This window comes from Geothrix sp. (assembly GCF_020622065.1).
In the GTDB taxonomy this organism is placed as follows: domain Bacteria; phylum Acidobacteriota; class Holophagae; order Holophagales; family Holophagaceae; genus Geothrix.
The window spans coordinates 498,894-513,602 of the sequence record NZ_JAHRYQ010000002.1 but is presented as its reverse complement, the minus strand read 5'-3'; the positions used below and the strand labels follow the sequence as shown (position 1 = coordinate 513,602).

Annotated in this window: 18 protein-coding genes; 11 read left to right on the top strand and 7 right to left on the bottom strand. The window is 71.3% G+C overall.

Features of this window, described 5'->3' with window-relative positions; translation table 11 throughout:
* Positions 1-39 precede the first annotated feature (39 nt).
* Together QZ647_RS11800 and QZ647_RS11795 are read left to right on the top strand one after the other, a co-directional pair.
* Positions 40-504: an MOSC domain-containing protein gene (locus QZ647_RS11800; RefSeq protein WP_291272351.1), complete on the top strand. Its 465-nt coding sequence runs from the start codon at positions 40-42 to the stop codon at positions 502-504.
* A gap of 79 nt (positions 505-583) precedes the next feature.
* Positions 584-1,045, top strand: coding sequence for a hypothetical protein (locus tag QZ647_RS11795; RefSeq protein ID WP_291272350.1), 462 nt, complete (start codon positions 584-586; stop codon positions 1,043-1,045).
* Here the strand turns inward: QZ647_RS11795 and QZ647_RS11790 are convergent.
* Positions 1,030-2,217 carry an MFS transporter gene (locus QZ647_RS11790; RefSeq protein ID WP_291272349.1) on the bottom strand — a complete coding sequence of 396 codons (1,188 nt, stop codon included), beginning with the start codon at positions 2,215-2,217 and terminating at the stop codon, positions 1,030-1,032. The genes QZ647_RS11795 and QZ647_RS11790 overlap by 16 nt on opposite strands.
* A gap of 59 nt (positions 2,218-2,276) precedes the next feature.
* Positions 2,277-3,104 (bottom strand): sulfurtransferase, encoded by an 828-nt coding sequence (locus QZ647_RS11785; RefSeq protein ID WP_291272348.1) that lies wholly within the window; start codon positions 3,102-3,104, stop codon positions 2,277-2,279.
* 59 nt (positions 3,105-3,163) lie between these two features.
* On the opposite strand from QZ647_RS11785, the gene QZ647_RS11780 reads away from it, so the two are divergent.
* From QZ647_RS11780 to QZ647_RS11770, 3 genes are read left to right on the top strand one after another with little or no spacing between them, the layout of a single operon-like run.
* Positions 3,164-3,721 carry a TlpA disulfide reductase family protein gene (locus tag QZ647_RS11780; RefSeq protein WP_291272347.1) on the top strand — a complete coding sequence of 186 codons (558 nt, stop codon included), beginning with the start codon at positions 3,164-3,166 and terminating at the stop codon, positions 3,719-3,721.
* Positions 3,722-3,723: 2 nt separating this feature from the next.
* On the top strand, positions 3,724-4,995 hold the full coding sequence (locus QZ647_RS11775) for a tetratricopeptide repeat protein (protein ID WP_291272346.1): 1,272 nt from the start codon (positions 3,724-3,726) through the stop codon (positions 4,993-4,995).
* Positions 4,996-5,046: 51 nt separating this feature from the next.
* Complete coding sequence (locus QZ647_RS11770; RefSeq protein ID WP_291272345.1) at positions 5,047-5,553, top strand: hypothetical protein; 507 nt, start codon at positions 5,047-5,049, stop codon at positions 5,551-5,553.
* A gap of 4 nt (positions 5,554-5,557) precedes the next feature.
* Here the strand turns inward: QZ647_RS11770 and QZ647_RS11765 are convergent, their stop codons facing one another.
* Positions 5,558-6,205, bottom strand: coding sequence for a haloacid dehalogenase-like hydrolase (locus QZ647_RS11765; protein WP_291272344.1), 648 nt, complete (start codon positions 6,203-6,205; stop codon positions 5,558-5,560).
* Between the two features lie 33 nt (positions 6,206-6,238).
* Between QZ647_RS11765 and QZ647_RS11760 the strand changes: the two genes are divergently transcribed.
* Positions 6,239-6,829, top strand: coding sequence for a hypothetical protein (locus tag QZ647_RS11760; RefSeq protein ID WP_291272343.1), 591 nt, complete (start codon positions 6,239-6,241; stop codon positions 6,827-6,829).
* Between the two features lie 9 nt (positions 6,830-6,838).
* Here the strand turns inward: QZ647_RS11760 and QZ647_RS11755 are convergent, their stop codons facing one another.
* Positions 6,839-7,585 carry a hypothetical protein gene (locus QZ647_RS11755; protein WP_291272342.1) on the bottom strand — a complete coding sequence of 249 codons (747 nt, stop codon included), beginning with the start codon at positions 7,583-7,585 and terminating at the stop codon, positions 6,839-6,841.
* 80 nt (positions 7,586-7,665) lie between these two features.
* Here QZ647_RS11755 and purF point away from each other — a divergent pair, with 80 nt between their 5' ends.
* From purF to QZ647_RS11740, 3 genes are read left to right on the top strand one after another with little or no spacing between them, the layout of a single operon-like run.
* Positions 7,666-9,036, top strand: coding sequence for an amidophosphoribosyltransferase (gene purF / locus QZ647_RS11750; protein WP_291272341.1), 1,371 nt, complete (start codon positions 7,666-7,668; stop codon positions 9,034-9,036).
* 39 nt (positions 9,037-9,075) lie between these two features.
* Positions 9,076-9,861: an NRDE family protein gene (locus QZ647_RS11745; protein WP_291272340.1), complete on the top strand. Its 786-nt coding sequence runs from the start codon at positions 9,076-9,078 to the stop codon at positions 9,859-9,861.
* Positions 9,858-10,193 (top strand): hypothetical protein, encoded by a 336-nt coding sequence (locus tag QZ647_RS11740; protein ID WP_291272339.1) that lies wholly within the window; start codon positions 9,858-9,860, stop codon positions 10,191-10,193. The genes QZ647_RS11745 and QZ647_RS11740 overlap by 4 nt, the downstream gene beginning before the upstream one ends.
* Positions 10,194-10,198: 5 nt before the next feature.
* On the opposite strand, the gene QZ647_RS11735 is transcribed toward QZ647_RS11740, so the two are convergent.
* The gene (locus QZ647_RS11735) at positions 10,199-10,618 is read right to left on the bottom strand and encodes a hypothetical protein (protein WP_291272338.1); all 420 of its coding nucleotides are present in this window, start codon (positions 10,616-10,618) and stop codon (positions 10,199-10,201) included.
* Between the two features lie 62 nt (positions 10,619-10,680).
* On the opposite strand from QZ647_RS11735, the gene QZ647_RS11730 reads away from it, so the two are divergent.
* Both QZ647_RS11730 and QZ647_RS11725 read left to right on the top strand, forming a co-directional pair.
* The gene (locus tag QZ647_RS11730; protein WP_291272337.1) at positions 10,681-11,562 is read left to right on the top strand and encodes a tRNA (adenosine(37)-N6)-dimethylallyltransferase MiaA; all 882 of its coding nucleotides are present in this window, start codon (positions 10,681-10,683) and stop codon (positions 11,560-11,562) included.
* Positions 11,559-12,227: an enoyl-CoA hydratase/isomerase family protein gene (locus tag QZ647_RS11725; protein WP_291272336.1), complete on the top strand. Its 669-nt coding sequence runs from the start codon at positions 11,559-11,561 to the stop codon at positions 12,225-12,227. The genes QZ647_RS11730 and QZ647_RS11725 overlap by 4 nt, the downstream gene beginning before the upstream one ends.
* On the opposite strand, the gene QZ647_RS11720 is transcribed toward QZ647_RS11725, so the two are convergent.
* On the bottom strand, positions 12,208-12,789 hold the full coding sequence (locus QZ647_RS11720) for a YIP1 family protein (RefSeq protein WP_291272335.1): 582 nt from the start codon (positions 12,787-12,789) through the stop codon (positions 12,208-12,210). The genes QZ647_RS11725 and QZ647_RS11720 overlap by 20 nt on opposite strands.
* A gap of 282 nt (positions 12,790-13,071) precedes the next feature.
* A complete protein-coding gene (locus QZ647_RS11715; protein WP_291272334.1) occupies positions 13,072-14,610 on the bottom strand; it encodes a sigma 54-interacting transcriptional regulator in 1,539 nt (512 codons plus the stop codon).
* Positions 14,611-14,709: the final 99 nt, after the last annotated feature.

The window sequence follows — 14,709 nt, the reverse complement described above, 5'->3', positions numbered from 1 at the left end:
ACCGTGGCCGTTTCCTGGACACTGGAGGAGGAGGCGCCCATGACCCCTGGCCGAGTCGAGTCCATCCACCTCGCCATGGAGGCCGGGGCCTCCATGCGCGGCGTACCCGAGGCCACCGCCCTGCCGGGGGTCGGCCTGGAGGGCGACCGCTACGCCACCCGCATGGGCAGCTTCTCGGCCAAACCCAAGCCGGGTCGCCAGATCACCCTCATCGAGGCGGAGGCCATCGAGGCGCTGGCCTTGGAGCTGGGCCTGGTCCTCGCTCCGGGTGAAACGCGCCGCAACCTCGTCACCCGCGGGGTGGCGCTGAACCACTTGGTGGGCCAGGAGTTCACCGTGGGCGAGGTGCGTCTGCGCGGCCACGAGCTCTGTGAGCCTTGCGCCACCCTGGCCCGCGTGACGGGCAAACCCCAGATCCTGCCCGGTCTCATCCACCGGGGCGGCCTGCGCGCCGAGATCCTGGGCGGGGGCGTGATCCGCGTGGGAGATTCGGTTCGGATTTGACGGTCACCGGATTTTCGAACCACCCGGTTCAACCGGCCAAGGGTTCACGGCCTCCATGGAGGGGTTGGGGGACGCCGCCATGATCAGACTTTTCATCCGAGGGGACCTGCGCCTGGCTTTCGCTGGAGGGCTCCTCCTGGCCTGGGCTCCGGCCCGGGCCCAGAACCCGACCCCCCTGGTTCCGGTGAGTCGCCGGGTGGCCACCGCGCCCGATCGGGTGCTCGCGGCACCTGAGGCCGCGGTGGAACGGCTTGCGGCCCGGCTGGGCCTGACCGACGCGCAGAAAATCCAGCTGAAGCCCATCCTGGCGGAGCGCCAGGACCAGATGCGGGTCATCCAGGGCGATGCCTCCCTGCGCCCCCACCATAAGCTCCGGAAAGCGAAGGCGGTCCATGAGGAGTACGACCGGAAGATCCTCGCGATCCTGAATGACGAGCAGAAGCGCCAGTACGAAGCGTTGGAAGCCCAGGCCAAGGAGGCGCTGAAGCGCCGACGGCAGGCCCGGAAGGAACCCTCGGCGCCTGGCTACCCGGCGGACTGAAGAGGCTGGCCCCGGGGCGTCCGGAAGCGGGCCAACAGCAGGCCGGCGCCCAGGGCGATCCCGAAGGCGGAAAGCCACACCGCGCGCGGGCCGGCCTTGGCGTAGGCCAACACGCCCAGCCAGGGTCCCAGGGCCAGACCGGCGGCGAAGCAGAGGGAAAGCAGGCCCATGTACTCGCCGCGCCGGTCCGGGGGCGCCAGGGTGGCCACGGCGTCGCTCATGGCGGGGAACAGGATCATTTCGCCGAAGGTCCAGATCACCGTGGTGAGGATCAGCGTGGTGCGGCCCGTGGCCCAGGCCGTCAGGCCGAAGCCCGAGGCCAGGCAGAGCGCCCCGACGAAGAGCTGCCGGCCGTGCGGCCAGCGGGCCATGGCCAGGTTCAGCGAGACCTCCAGGGCCACGATGATCAGGGTGTTGACCGTGAACAACAGGCCGTAGAAGCGGCTGCCCAGGCTCAGGTCGCGCACCACCCACAAGGGCAGGGTGCCCTCGATCTGGAAGAACACCATCAGCAGGGGGACGAAGGGGAGCAGGAGAAAGGCCAGGTGGCGGTCCCGCCAGGGGCTGGCGCCCCGCGCCTGGTCCTGGTGGGGGGAGGGCCGGGGCGGCGTCTTCAGCAGCAGGCCCAATAGCGCGGCCCCGGCCAGGGTGCTGAGCCCGTCGGTCCAGAACACCCAGGTGTAGCTTCGATGGGCGATGAACCCGCCCACCGCCGGCCCCACGGCCATGCCCAGGTTCACGGCCAGCCGATGCAGGGCATAGACGGCCTTGCGCTGCTCGGGTGGGGCGAGGTCCGCCAACAAGGCCATGGCGCTGGGCCAGAAGGCCTGGGTGAGGCCCGCCCAGAGGAAGATGAGGGCGAAGAGCAGGGGCTTGGTGGTGGCCAAGGGTAGGAGCAGAAGCAGCGTCCCCGACGACCAGAGGCTGGCCTTCAGCACCTGGACATGGCCGAGCCGGTCCGCCAGGCGGCCCGAGAAGGGCCCGGCCGCCAGGGCCCCCGCGCCGTAAACCATCATGCCGAACCCCGCCTCCCCCGGCGTCCAGCGGCGGCCCTCGGTGAGGTAGAGCACCAGGAAGGGCAGGGCCATGGTGCCGAGGCGGTTGACCAGGGTGCTGGCGCACACCAGCCAGACTTCGCGGGGGAGGCCTCGGAGGCCCTTCCATGGGTTCATGCCTTTCACTCTAGCGAAAGACCGGGGGTTCCTTCCGCACCCGGGTTGCCGGGCTCCCGCTAGCCCCGGGCCCGCTCCCGGCCGCTGCGGCACCACTCGCTCCAGCTGCCCACATACAGCGAGGCCCCGGTGAGGCCCGCCACCTCCAGGGCCAGGAGGGTGTGGCAGGCGGTGACGCCGCTGCCGCAATGGACGGTGAGGCGCGCGGGCGGCACGCCCCCCAGCAGGGCCTGGTACTGGGCGCGCAGGTCCCCGGCGGCCTTGAAGCGGCCATCGGGGCCCAGGTTGTCCGCCCAGGGCAGGTTCAGGGAGCCGGGAATGTGGCCGGGGATGGGGTCGAGGGTCTCGTTCTCCCCGCGCCACCGCTCGGAGGAGCGCACATCCAGCAGCCGGCGGGTGGGATCCTGCCGGATCGCGTCCACCGCCTCCGCATCCGCCAGGGGAAGGGCCCAGCGCTCGGCCGGGTAGGGCCCGAGGGGAGTCACGGCAGGCACTTCGACAGTCACTGTCAAGCCGGCGTCGAGGGCCGCCTGGAGACCGCCGTCGAGCACGAGGACGCGCTCGTGCCCGAGGGCCCGCAGCATCCACCAGAGGCGGGCCGCGGCATTCCCTCCGCCGCTGGCATCGTAGACGACCACCTCCGTGCCGGGATCGATGCCCCAGGCGCCCACCTGGGCGGCGAAGCGGGCCAGGGGCGGCAGGGGGTGGCGTCCGCCCCGGGCCGGATCATGGCCGGCGTCGGTGGCGGTGCTCAGCTGGCGGTTCAGGTCCGCATGGAGCGCCCCGGGCAGGTGGCCGGCGGCATAGTCGGCGGGCTCCTGCCGGGCGTCCAGCAGGCGGACCCCGGGCAGGCGGAGGCGGAGATCGGAGGCGGACAGGATGGGCATCCCCCCAGTATGAAGCGGCTGCCGGCGGCGGTACCCTCGAGGCTGATCCTGGAGCCTCCATGTCCGATGCCTATGTTCCCGAATCCCGCTGGCGGACCCTGGCGGCCGCGGTCCTGGTGGGCGGGGGCCTGCTGCTGGCCGGGGGGGTGGCGATGCGGGGCCTCTTCGGGGGCGGGCAGGAGGGCGCAGCCTCCGCCGGGGTCGATGTGAGCCGCGTGGCCTTTCGCGATGCCGAGGGGAACCGGCACACCCTGGCGGACTACCAGGGCAAGGTGGTGCTGGTGGATGTGTGGGCCACCTGGTGCCCCCCCTGCCGCAAATCGCTTCCGGAGGTGGCCGAACTCCAGAAGGCCGGTGGCGACCGCTTCGTGGTGCTGCCCATCTCCGTGGACCGGGACGGATGGAACGATGTGAAGCCCTTCCTGGCCCAGAACCCCCGGTTGGGCCTCACGGCCTACCTGCCGGACGGGGAGCGCGGGCTGGAACCGTTCGGCGAGATCAGCGGCATTCCCACCACGCTCGTCGTGGACCGGAAAGGCCGCCTGGTGCAGCGCTGGGCGGGCTATGCGGAGGGTCGGGCCCGACGGGCCCTGGACGAGGCCCTGAAGGCGCACTGAGCATGGCCGCCCGGCCTGCCGCGCCAGCGGCCCCCCGGCCGGCCGCCGCGTTGGCGGGCTGGCCCGTCTGGGGCCGGCCGCTGGGGTGGCTGGCCGTGATCCTGCTGGGGCCGCTGCTGCTGCTCCCGACGCCCCTGGCCCCGCTGGCCGTGGGCTGGGCCATCCTGCTGGCCCTGGTGATCTGGGGCATCGGCGTGGCGACGGTGATCGGAGCCATGGTGGGGACCACCACGCCGGTGCTGATGCACCTGGAGCGCGGGGTCCGCCGCTGGGCGGCGCGGTTTGCGCCGGATCCGGAGGCCCTCTGGCTCCAGTGGGCGAGGGAGGCGCACCGCTCCAGCCAGGCCCACTGGTGCCTGGAGCGGGCATCGGACCTGGGTGGGGCCGAGGCCCTATTCCAGGAAGGGCTGGCCTATTTCGAGGGAGGATTCGGTGCGGGCGGACAGATCGCCGGTCGCGAGCGCATGGCCCGGGCCGCGCACCAGGGGCACCCCGAAGCGGCCTACTGGCTTGCGGAAGCCCTGCGCACGGGCCGCGGGGGGCGAGGCGACGCGGCGGGGGCGCTCCATTGGTACCAGGCGTCGGCCGCGGCCGGATTCGGTCCCGCGGCGGTCTGGCTGGCCGAGGCCCACGCGATGGGAGACGGCGTGGCGGTGGATCCGGACCGGGCCCGGCACTGGGCCGGGGTCGCCGGGCGCCTGGCCCCGCACCCGCCCCTGAGCCGAAGCCTCCTGCGGCATGACGCCGCCCCGGAGGATCCCCTGGTCCAGGCCGGGGCCAGCCTTCTCCAGAGCCTGGAGGACCTGGCGGATCGCGGACTCCAGCACCGGGCGGGGCGCTGGGCGCTGGGCGTGGGCGCGGTCCTGCTGGCGGGGCTGGGGTTGGGCACGGTGGTCACCTTCTTCCTGGTGGGCGCATCCGGGCTCTTCTTCCTGCCCCTGGTGCTGGTCGCCCCGCCCGGCATCATGCTGGCCTGGCAGGCATGGCAGCTGCGCCGGGATCGGCCGCGGCAGGGCCGGGATCGCCTGCGCGAAGCGGCCGAGGCGGGAGATCCCGAGGCCTGTTTCCGCCTGGGCATGGCCTACCGGAAGGGCACGCCGTCGATGCCCCCGGACGATTCATGTGCCGCGGTCTGGTTCCGCCGGGCCGCCGAGGCCGGCCACCGGGAGGCCATGGGTGCCTTGGCCCAGGCCTACCTCGGAGGCCATGGCGTGGTCAGGGATCCCCGGGAGGCGGCCCGCTGGACCGAGGCCTCCCGCCAGGGCCCTGCATGAAATGAATCAACTTCTCGACCGGCTCGTCCGATGACAGGTCAGGGAGGTGTCATGCTCCGCAGCTCGATCAGCCTGGTGGCCCTGCTCGCCCTGATGGGCTGCAAGGACGACCCGCGCCGCATCGAGAACGAGAACCTGGGCGTCGCCGCCACCTTCCCGGGGCCGCCGAAGCTGCACCGGCACACGGATCCCGGTCCCTTTGGGGAGGTGGAGTGGTTCGACCTGGCCATGAGCCCACCTGGGCGGCTGGACGAGACCTTCAGCGTGGCCGTGGGCAATCTGCCGCCGGGGGACAAGGGCGGAACCACGCCGCGGGAGATCCTGACCACCTTCCAGAACTTCCTGACCTACCGCCTCGGAGCCCTCCGGCGCGCGGAGCTTCCGGCCGCCAAGGGGCCCGGGTTCCGCTACAAAGTGAAGGGCGCGAACGGCGGCTTCATCGAAGGCGTGGTGGTGCTGCGCCGGGGCCGCCTGCACCATGCCCAGGCCGTCGTCCGCCGAGAGGACGATCCGCGCACCTTGGCCTTCCTCGACGACTTCGAGGTGAGGACGAGGTAGGGCCTCACCGCATGAGGGCGGCCACGGACTGGACCACCTGCTCTGGGTCCGCGTCGATGGGCAGGCTCGGATGGGCGCCGGGCACGGCCCCACCCACGCCCAGGAAGGGCAGGCCGGCCGCCTGGGCGGCGTTCAGGTCGTGAGGGCGGTCGCCCACATAGAGGTGGGGCCCGGGACAATCCTGCAGGGCCCGCCGCAGCAGGGCTGTCCGATCGTGGCGCGGCAGGGAGCCCAGGCGGGGGATGGCCGGATCGATGCCCAGGACCTCGGCCTTGAAGGCCAAGAGGTCCGGCGCGTTGCCGGAAACCACCCAGACCCGGTGATGGGCCGCCAGGCGATGCAGGGCGTCCAGGATGCCCGCGTAGGCAACGGCCTCCCGCCCCCCGGGGGCGAAGACGGCCCGGAAGCGCTCCACGCAGGCCGCCTCGTAGGCCTCGTAGCCCGCCTCGTCGAGCGCCGTCCCGAAGCGCATGCGGTGCAGCTCGTCCACGATCTCCCAGTCCGTGGAGCCGGTGCAGCGGCCCAGTTCCTCCGCGCTGGGGGCGGAACCCCAGAGTTCGCCCAGGGCCTCCCGCAGCAGCACGAAGCCGGAGCTGAAATGGCCCAGGGTTCCATCGAGGTCGAAGCAGAGCGGCATGGCCCAGGATCTCACGGGATGGCATGCTCAAAGGAGGACGGTTCCTTGATGCACCTGCGAGCAGCGTTTCTACTGGCCCTATCTCTTCCCGTGGCGGCGCAGGAAGGGCTGCGGTACCGCATGCAGGTGTGGATGCGCGGCGAGGCCGCGCCGCTGGAAACCCGGTTCCGCCTGGTGGCCACGGCGGGCACCGTCAGCCACAACCGCGTGAAGAAGCCCCGCATGGGCGGTTGGCGGCTGGAGGCTGACCGCACCCAGGGCACCCCCTACGCCCAGGCCCTGCTGCTGGGGCGGGCCGAGCGCCTGCTCTACCTGGCGGGCCCCTCGCCCCAGACGCGCCCTGAACCCATCGCCCTGCGCTTCGGTGCGCGCAGCTTACCGGTGTGGAGCCTGGAGCTGCCCAAGGGCCTGCATGCCTCCACCGCCTTGGTCGAGGTCGGCCCCCGGCTGCTGGCCCTCTGCGACCTCAGCGCCCGCTTCGAGCGCGGCGACCTCGCCCGGCTGGAGCTGCACCTCGAGGGCCTGGACGCCACGGAGTCACTGGCCCCCGCCGAGGCGGGGACGGTGCTCCTCAGCACCCTCCAGGCCTGGTCGCAGGAGCAGCAGGCGGAAGCCGAAGACGGCGGCACCGTCCGCTAGCGGTGCCGATCAGAGCAGGCTCAGGGTCGTGACCTTCTTCGTCAGGGTGGAGGTGCCGAATCCGGCATTGCGGTCCTCGCTGGTGGCCCGGCTCACCACCAGGCGGCTCCCGACCCGGATGAACTGCCGCTCCTGGCTGCTGCCGCCCTCGAAGCTGATGAACATGCGGCTGCCCTTGTAGGCCACGGTGGTGGCGAAGGCCAGGGGCTGGCCATCGGCACCCACCCAGACCTTCGCATCCACCTTGAGTTCCTTCAGGTACTTCCTTTGGTTCTCCGGGATCTTCGGGGTGAGCTTCAGCACCAGCAGCTTCGCCGGTCGGCCCTGCCAGGCCTCCGGCCGTTCCTCGAGGAGTTGGGCCTGTCCCAGGTCGCGCAGCAGGGCCTCGGCGTAGTCCAGGGCCTCGGTGGCTTCCAGGGGGTCCAGGTTCCTCAGGGCGGTACGGGTGGGTGCGGCGCGTTCAGGCTCACGCTCCTGGGCGGCCAGCTCCCGGACGGCCTGCTGAAGGGTGGGCCGCGCCCAGGTCACGAGGAGCCCCCGGGGGCCCTCCTCCAGCTGGGCGGAAACCTTCCCCTGGCTGACGATGGGCTTCTTGTCCTCAGTGGTCTGGCGCCAGAAGCTGTGCTCCAGGGTGGCCTTCACGGCCTCGCCCCCGTGGGGCTTCTGGAGGGCCGTCCGCAGGTCGTCGAGGCTGTTGGCGCCCAGGGGCAAGGCCGACGACAAGGTCAGGGCAAGCAGGAGGATGGGTAGGCGCATGAGGGCTCCGGAGTCGACCAGGGATGCGGAAGCTACGGGTTCCGGTTCCCGAGGGTTATTCTGGAGGACTCGGAGGAATCATGCCGTTCAGGGACGAATGCGGGGTGTTCGGGATCTGCCCCCAGGCGGAAGCCTCCCGTCAGACCTACCTGGGCCTCTACGCCCTGCAGCACCGGGGGCAGGAGGCGGCGGGTATCTGCTCCGGCGACGACCAGGGGCTGCACCTGCACAAGGCGCTGGGCTATGTGGCGGATGTGTTCACCGAGACGGTCCTGGACGGCCTGCCCGGCGATGCCGCCATCGGCCACACGCGGTATTCCACCACCGGCGGCAATGTCGCCTCGGCGGCGCACCCCTTCCTCATCCACGGCCGCTTCGGTCAGGTGGCCCTCTGCCACAACGGGAACCTGACCAACACCGAGACCCTGCGCGCCGCCCTGATCGCGGATGGCCACACCTTCACCAGCCCCTCGGATTCCGAAGTGCTGCTGGCCCTCATCAACCGGGCCCAGGCGGACACCCTGGAAGATGCGGTGGTCTCGGCCCTCCGTCAGGCGCAGGGCGCCTATTCCCTGCTCATCCTCACGGAGCACACCCTCATCGCCGCCCGGGATCCCCATGGCTTCCGGCCGCTGGCCATGGGCCAGATGAACGGCACCACCGTGTTCAGCTCCGAGACCTGCGCCTTCGATCTGGTGGGCGCGGCCTATGTGCGCGATGTGGCCCCGGGCGAAATGGTCGTCGTGCCGCGCCGGGGCGGGGAGCTCCGCTCCCTCTTCCCGTTGCCGAAGGTGCAGGCCAAGCCCTGCGTCTTCGAGCACATCTACTTCGCACGGCCCGATTCCCTGGTCTACGGCCAGAGCGTGATGGTGGCCCGGCGCGAGATGGGCCGCCGTCTGGCATTGCGGCACCCTGTGGAGGCCGATCTCATCGTGCCCGTGCCCGACAGCGGCGTGAGCGCGGCCCTGGGTTATTCCGAGCAGTCCGGCATCCCCTTCGACTTCGGCATCATCCGCAACCACTATGTGGGCCGCACCTTCATCGAGCCCAAGCAGAACATCCGCAGCTTCGGCGTGAAGGTGAAGCTGAATCCCGTGCGCCACCTGCTGGCAGGCAAGCGCGTGGTGCTGGTCGATGACAGCATCGTGCGGGGCACCACCAGCAAGAAGATCGTGCAGATGGTCCGCGAAGCCGGGGCCAAGGAAGTGCACATGCGCATCGCCTGCCCGCCCACCACGCACTCCTGCTTCTATGGCATCGACACGCCCAAGCGGCAGCACCTCATCGCCTCCTACATGTCGATGGCGGAGATCACGGCGTTCGTGGAAGCCGACAGCCTGGGCTACCTCGACCTGAAGGATCTCGAAGCCTGCATGGGCGACGATGGCCAGGGCTTCTGCTATGCCTGCTTCACGGGCGACTATCCCGTGGCGCCGGGCGCAAAGGGCTAGGAGCGGGCCGGGGAGCCTTCTTGGCGCTTATCATGGGCCATGTGCCTCATCGCGCTCGCCTACCGCGCCCATCCCGCCTTCGAACTGGTGGTGGCCGCCAACCGTGACGAATACCACGCTCGGGCCACGGCCCCGGCGGGCCCCTGGGAGGATGCGCCCGGGGTGTTCGGGGGCCGCGATCTGGCCCAGGGGGGCAGCTGGCTCGCACTGTCGAAGCGGGGCCGCCTGGCCTGCGTCACCAATGTGCGGCGCATGGAGGCCCCGGATCCGGCGGCGCCGTCCCGGGGGGCGTTGGTGGCCTCCTTCGTGCGGGGCCACGAATCGGCGCAGACCTTCTCCGAAGGGATGGCCACCCGGGCGATGGCCTACGCTGGTTTCAACTTGCTGCTGTGGGATGGTGGGGATCTGCGCTACCTGAACAACCACCCGCGGTTCCTCTCCCGCCAGGTGTCGCCGGGGGTGCATGTCGTCTCGAATGCGGACCTGGATACCCCCTGGCCGAAGACTGAGCGGCTCCGGGCGGTGATGGAGGCCTGGGTGGCCGCGGGGAAGGACGACGAAGCCCCACTGCTCGCCGCCTTGGCCGATGCGCGGCCCGCCCCCGATGCCGACCTCTCCGACACGGGCGTCGGGCTCGACCTGGAACGCCTGCTCTCCCCGCCCTTCATCGTGAGCCCGCGCTACGGAACGCGCTGCACGACCCTGGCGGCCCTGGGGCGGGATGGGGCCGTCCGCTTCACCGAGCTGCGCTTCGACCCCTCCGGCCAGCTGTCCGGGCGCACCGATGCGCGGTGGACCCTCGAACCGGAGGGCCGGTCGTCATGACGGGCTCCGGCCCTTCCGGGGCGCCCCAGGCCCGCTTCGAGGATGGCCTGCGCTTCCTGGCGGCCGCCCTGGCGCTGGACCTCGACCACCGCCACAGCGCGGCCATCGTGAGCACCGCTTGCGACGCCATCCAGTGCTTCCTGGTGGCCTTCGAAGCGGCGGCGCGGCGGCGCCTGCCCGATCCCCAAGGCGAAGTGGCCCGGCTGCGGGGCCAGCTCGAAGCCCTCCTCACCCCCCGGCAGACCCCCGAGGATGCCGCGCGGAATGCCCTGGTGGCCGCGCGCCTGGCCCGGGATCAGGCCGCCCGGCTGCTGCCGCGGCTGATCGATTAGGCCGGTTAGAAGTTGGCCCGGCCCAGGGGCACATTGCGGGGTACGGGATTGCCGCCGAAGCGGTCCACGGGCAGGGTGGCCGAGGCCAGGTTCGTGGGCTCGAGTCCCGCGCCCCCGCCGATGGCGCGGAGGAACTTCCGAAGGTCCTGGCGGAACCAGACGACGAACTCCTGGAACGCCACCTGGCGGAGCTCCTCCTTGGAGAGTTCGCCGACCACCTCCACCACGGCCGAGGCGGAATCCGCCGGAGGGGTGAAGGTGCGCCACGGCCGGACGCCGCCATCGGTGTCCCCCATGATCCGGGCCAGGAAGGCGGCATTTTTCCCCGGTTCCGGAAGCTCGGGACGGGGCTCCTCCCCGGCCAGAAGGCTCGAGGTCCCGGCCGTGAAGCCCGAAACGAGGCAGAGGGAGAGCAGGAGGCGCATGGTCTTGGAATGAGGGCATCGGAACGGAGGTTCCCGGCACCGGGCCTCAGTAGACTGGACCCATGCCCATCGCGATCCTCGGACCCACGGCCTCCGGCAAATCCGCCGTGGCGGTGGCCGTGGCCCGGCGCATCGGCGGCACCATCGTGAATGGGGATCCCTACCAAGCCCTCTCGGGCCTGGCCATCGGCACCGGCCAGCCGGACGAGACGGAGCGGGGCGGCGTGCCCCATGTGGGCTACGGCGAATGGCCCCTGTCGGCCCGCCCCAATCCTGCGGACTTCGGGGCCTGGGTGCGGGAACGGCTCTCGACCTGCCGCGAGCCTGTGCTGGTGACGGGGTCGGGCCTCTATCTCCGGGGCATCTGGGAGCAGCTCAGCGGCCTGCCCCCGGTGGCGCCCGGGCTGGTGGACCGGGTACGGCGCTGGGGCGTGGCCCTCAGCATGCCCACGCTGCACCGCTATCTGGCCGCAGTGGATCCAGTTCGGGCCGCCGCTCTGCATCCCAACGACGCGGCTCGGATCCAGCGGGCCTTGGCCCTGCATCTGGCCTCCGGGAAGGCCCCATCGACGCTGCTCACTGGCCCCGGGACGGGCCTTCCGGAGGGCTGGCGGGTGCTGGTGGTCTCGCCGGGCCGCGAGCGCCGACGGGAGCGCGTGACGGCCCGCGTGGCGGCCCAGGTGCGGGCCGGCTGGCCCCGGGAGGTGCGGGAGCTGGTGGCCGCGGGCCATGGCCCCGACCTGGTGGCGCTGCGCCCGCTGGGCTACACGGCCTGGATGGCGGGAGGGGACCCGGCCCAGACCCAGGCCACCGTCGTGCAGGAGACCCAGGCCTATGCCAAGCGCCAGGCCACCTGGTTCCGCAACCAGCTGCCTGCGGCGCCCCACTGGGATCCGGACACCGAGTCGCTGGAAACCGCTTTCGCCCGCTTGGGGCTGGCATGACGCCGACCGTCTGGTACGAGGGCCGTACCTCCCTGGAGCTGCTGGGCGGCCCCGGCTGGGCCTGGATCGGCCTGCGCTCGGGCGATGGGCTGAATCGCCTGCACAGCGACCTTCTGGTGGCCCTGGACCGGCTGTTCATCGAGCTCCGATGGGCTGGCGTCCGCCGCGTGGCCCTCAGCAACTCGGGATGGATGGGGGACCGCGGCCATCATTTTTCAGCCGGAGCGGACCTGCACGAGGTGGGCTCGCTGGATCCCGTGGCCGCCGAGCCCTTCGCCCGGCGCGGCCAGCGGGTGATGGCCCACCTGCTCTGGCCCGGCTGGCGCACGCTCACGCTCCTGTCGGGTGTGGCCATGGGCGGCGGCTGCGACCTGGCCCTGCACGGCCAGGAGCGCTGGGCGGTGGATGCGGACGCCACCACCGGCAAGGGCGGGCTGCGTCTGGCCCATCCCGCGGCGAAGCACGGCATCCTCACCGGCTTCGGCGGCACCGTGCGGCTCCCGGAGATCCTGGGCCCGGAAGGGGCCGATCGCCTCTTCCTTCATTTCGAGACCTGGGGCAGCGCCGAAGCCCTGGCAGCCGGCGCCGTCCACCGCACCCTGCCGCCGGAAGCGGCGGGTGCGGCCGTGCTGGGTTGGCTGGAGCTTAGCGCCCCGCCGCGATGAGGGCCGGGATGGCGATGGCGGCGGCGATGCCGCAGCAGCAGAGCAGGAAGATCGGCGTCAGCGCCGCGCAGACGCCGCGCCAAGTGTCGGTCCGGTGCATGCGCGCGAGGCCCATGCCGATGACCACCATGCCGGCGATCTGGATCAGGAAGCCCAGGTAGGGGATGAGGCCGCCGATCTGGATGAAGGCCGAGGCGTACCCGTAGGCCCGGATGGTCTGGCCGGTACCCACGCCGGGCTTGAGGCCGCCCCACATCCACAGGAAGAAGTGGTTCAGGGCGCCGCCGACGACCATGCCCAGGAAGCTCACCAGGGGCATCAGCAGCAGGATGACGCCGAAGATGATGGGCATGATGGCGGCGAGGGTCTTGCCGTCGCCTTTGCCGGTCTGCTCCAGGGCCGCGAGCATGATGCCCATGCCGACGAAGAAGAAGACGGCCGCCATGATGAGGAACACGGGGATGGAGAGGAGCAGTAGGAAGCGCCAGGGGGCGCCGAGGCCTTCTGTGACGGGCACGCGGTCGAAGAGCTCCATCGGGTTGCTGAAGACCAACCGGAACATGCCGCCCACCCGCGACCCGAAGGAGGGGAAGGCCTCTGTGTCTTCGAAGGGGATGGGCCGCAGGGCCGGGGTTTCCGGCAATGCATGGCCGGACGGAGGCGGGAAGGGTGGCGGCGGGATCCTGGGCGGTTCGTCCAGTTCAATGACCGGCGGCGGGGGCATCGGCTGAGTCAGGGGCTGAATCGGCGGCGGAACCCGAGGTGGAATGGGGGCTGGGGGCAGAGCGTCGTGCGGGCCAGGGATCTCGGTCATCCTTCGCTCCGGGGAAGTGCACCCACGCTATCACGCTTCGCGGAAGTCCTTCGGGCGCAGCCCCAGCTTTTCCAGCCGCGACAGCAGGGTGGAGGGGGCCAGATCCGCCAGGACCGCTGCGCCGTCGGCGCCGGAGATCTTGCCGCGGGTGTGACGGAGCAGCCGCTCCAGATAGGCGCGCTCCTGGGCCTCCCAGGTGAGGGGCCGCCCGGTCCGTTCACTGCCACTTCGGGAGGGCAGGGCGCCCGGAGGGAGTCGTAGCTCGTGGCCGGCCGAGAGGATGGCGGCGCGCTCCAGCACATTGTGTAGTTCGCGCACATTGCCGGGCCAGGCGTAGGCCTCGAGCTGGTCGCGCACGGGCTCCGGCAGGCGGATGGGCGGGCGGCGGTTCTCCCGGGCGAAGCGGTCGAGGAACCCCTCGGCCAGGGCGGCGATGTCCTCGGGCCGCTCCCGGAGCGGGGGCAGGTGGATGGGGAAGACGCTGAGGCGATAGAAGAGATCCTCGCGGAAGCGCCCCTCGGCCACGGCCTTGTGGAGGTCCGCGTGGGTGGCGGCCACCAGGCGCACATCCACCTTGCGGGACTTCTCCGAGCCCAGCGGATCGATCTCCTTCTCCTGAATGGCCCGCAGCAGCTTGGGCTGGAGGTCCAGGGGCAGGTCGCCGATCTCGTCGAGGAAGAGGGTTCCCCCATCGGCCAGCTCGAATCGCCCTTTGCGGGCCGAGGCGGCGCCACTGAAGGCGCCCTTCACATGGCCGAAGAGCTCGGACTCGATGAGCGAGGCGGGCAGGGCGCTGCAGTTGACCTTGATGAAGGGCTTGTCACGGCGGGGCGAGAGGTGGTGGAGCGTCTGGGCCACCTTCTCCTTGCCGGTGCCCGTCTCCCCGGTGATGAGCACCGTTGCGGCGGTGGTGGCCACCTGGCGCAGCTGATCGAGGATGCCGAGCATGGCGGGGCTCCCGGCCCGCAGGGGCTCCTGCAGCACATCCCGGCGCTGGACCTCGCGGAAGTAGCTGACCTCCTCCGCCAGGCTGCGTTCCCGTTCGGCCAGCCGGGCCAGGTGTTCAGCCTGCTTGAGGCCCAGGGCGAGCAGGGAGGCGAAGACGCCCACATGGTGGAGCACGCTCTCGGGGTACTGCCGGCACACCATCGCATCGAGGGTCATGAGGCCGAAGGTCTCGCCGCGGCTGCGGAGGGGAGCCACGAGGCAGCTGTGCCCATGGGGCATCTCGAGGAGACCGTGGAAGGTGTCCTCGCCGGGATCGTCCTCCTCGAAGGTGGCGGGCCGGGAGCGGGCCTTGAGCGCGTTCTGCAGGCGGAGATTGCCCCGCACGGGGATCCGGGCTTCGGACAATTGGGGCGTGGCCAGGGGCCCCACGGCGTAGGCGACCCGCAGACCTTCGCCCTCCCGCAGCAAGACGGTGGCGAGATCATAGGGCACCAGCTGACCGAGGCGCTCGAAGGCGTGGGCGACCATGCGCTCCGGCTCCTCGCCCAGGGTGAGCAGGGCACCCGCTTCTTCCACCAGGCGGGCTCCGGTGAGGGCGGTCTCGAGATCCGGCGTGGGCACGGCTACCTCCACTCCGATTCTCGACATTTCGAGATGGTGGTCAAGCCTCCAGCAACATAAACGCTTCCCTAGGTCGAAAGGTATACTTCATTCCTGCCA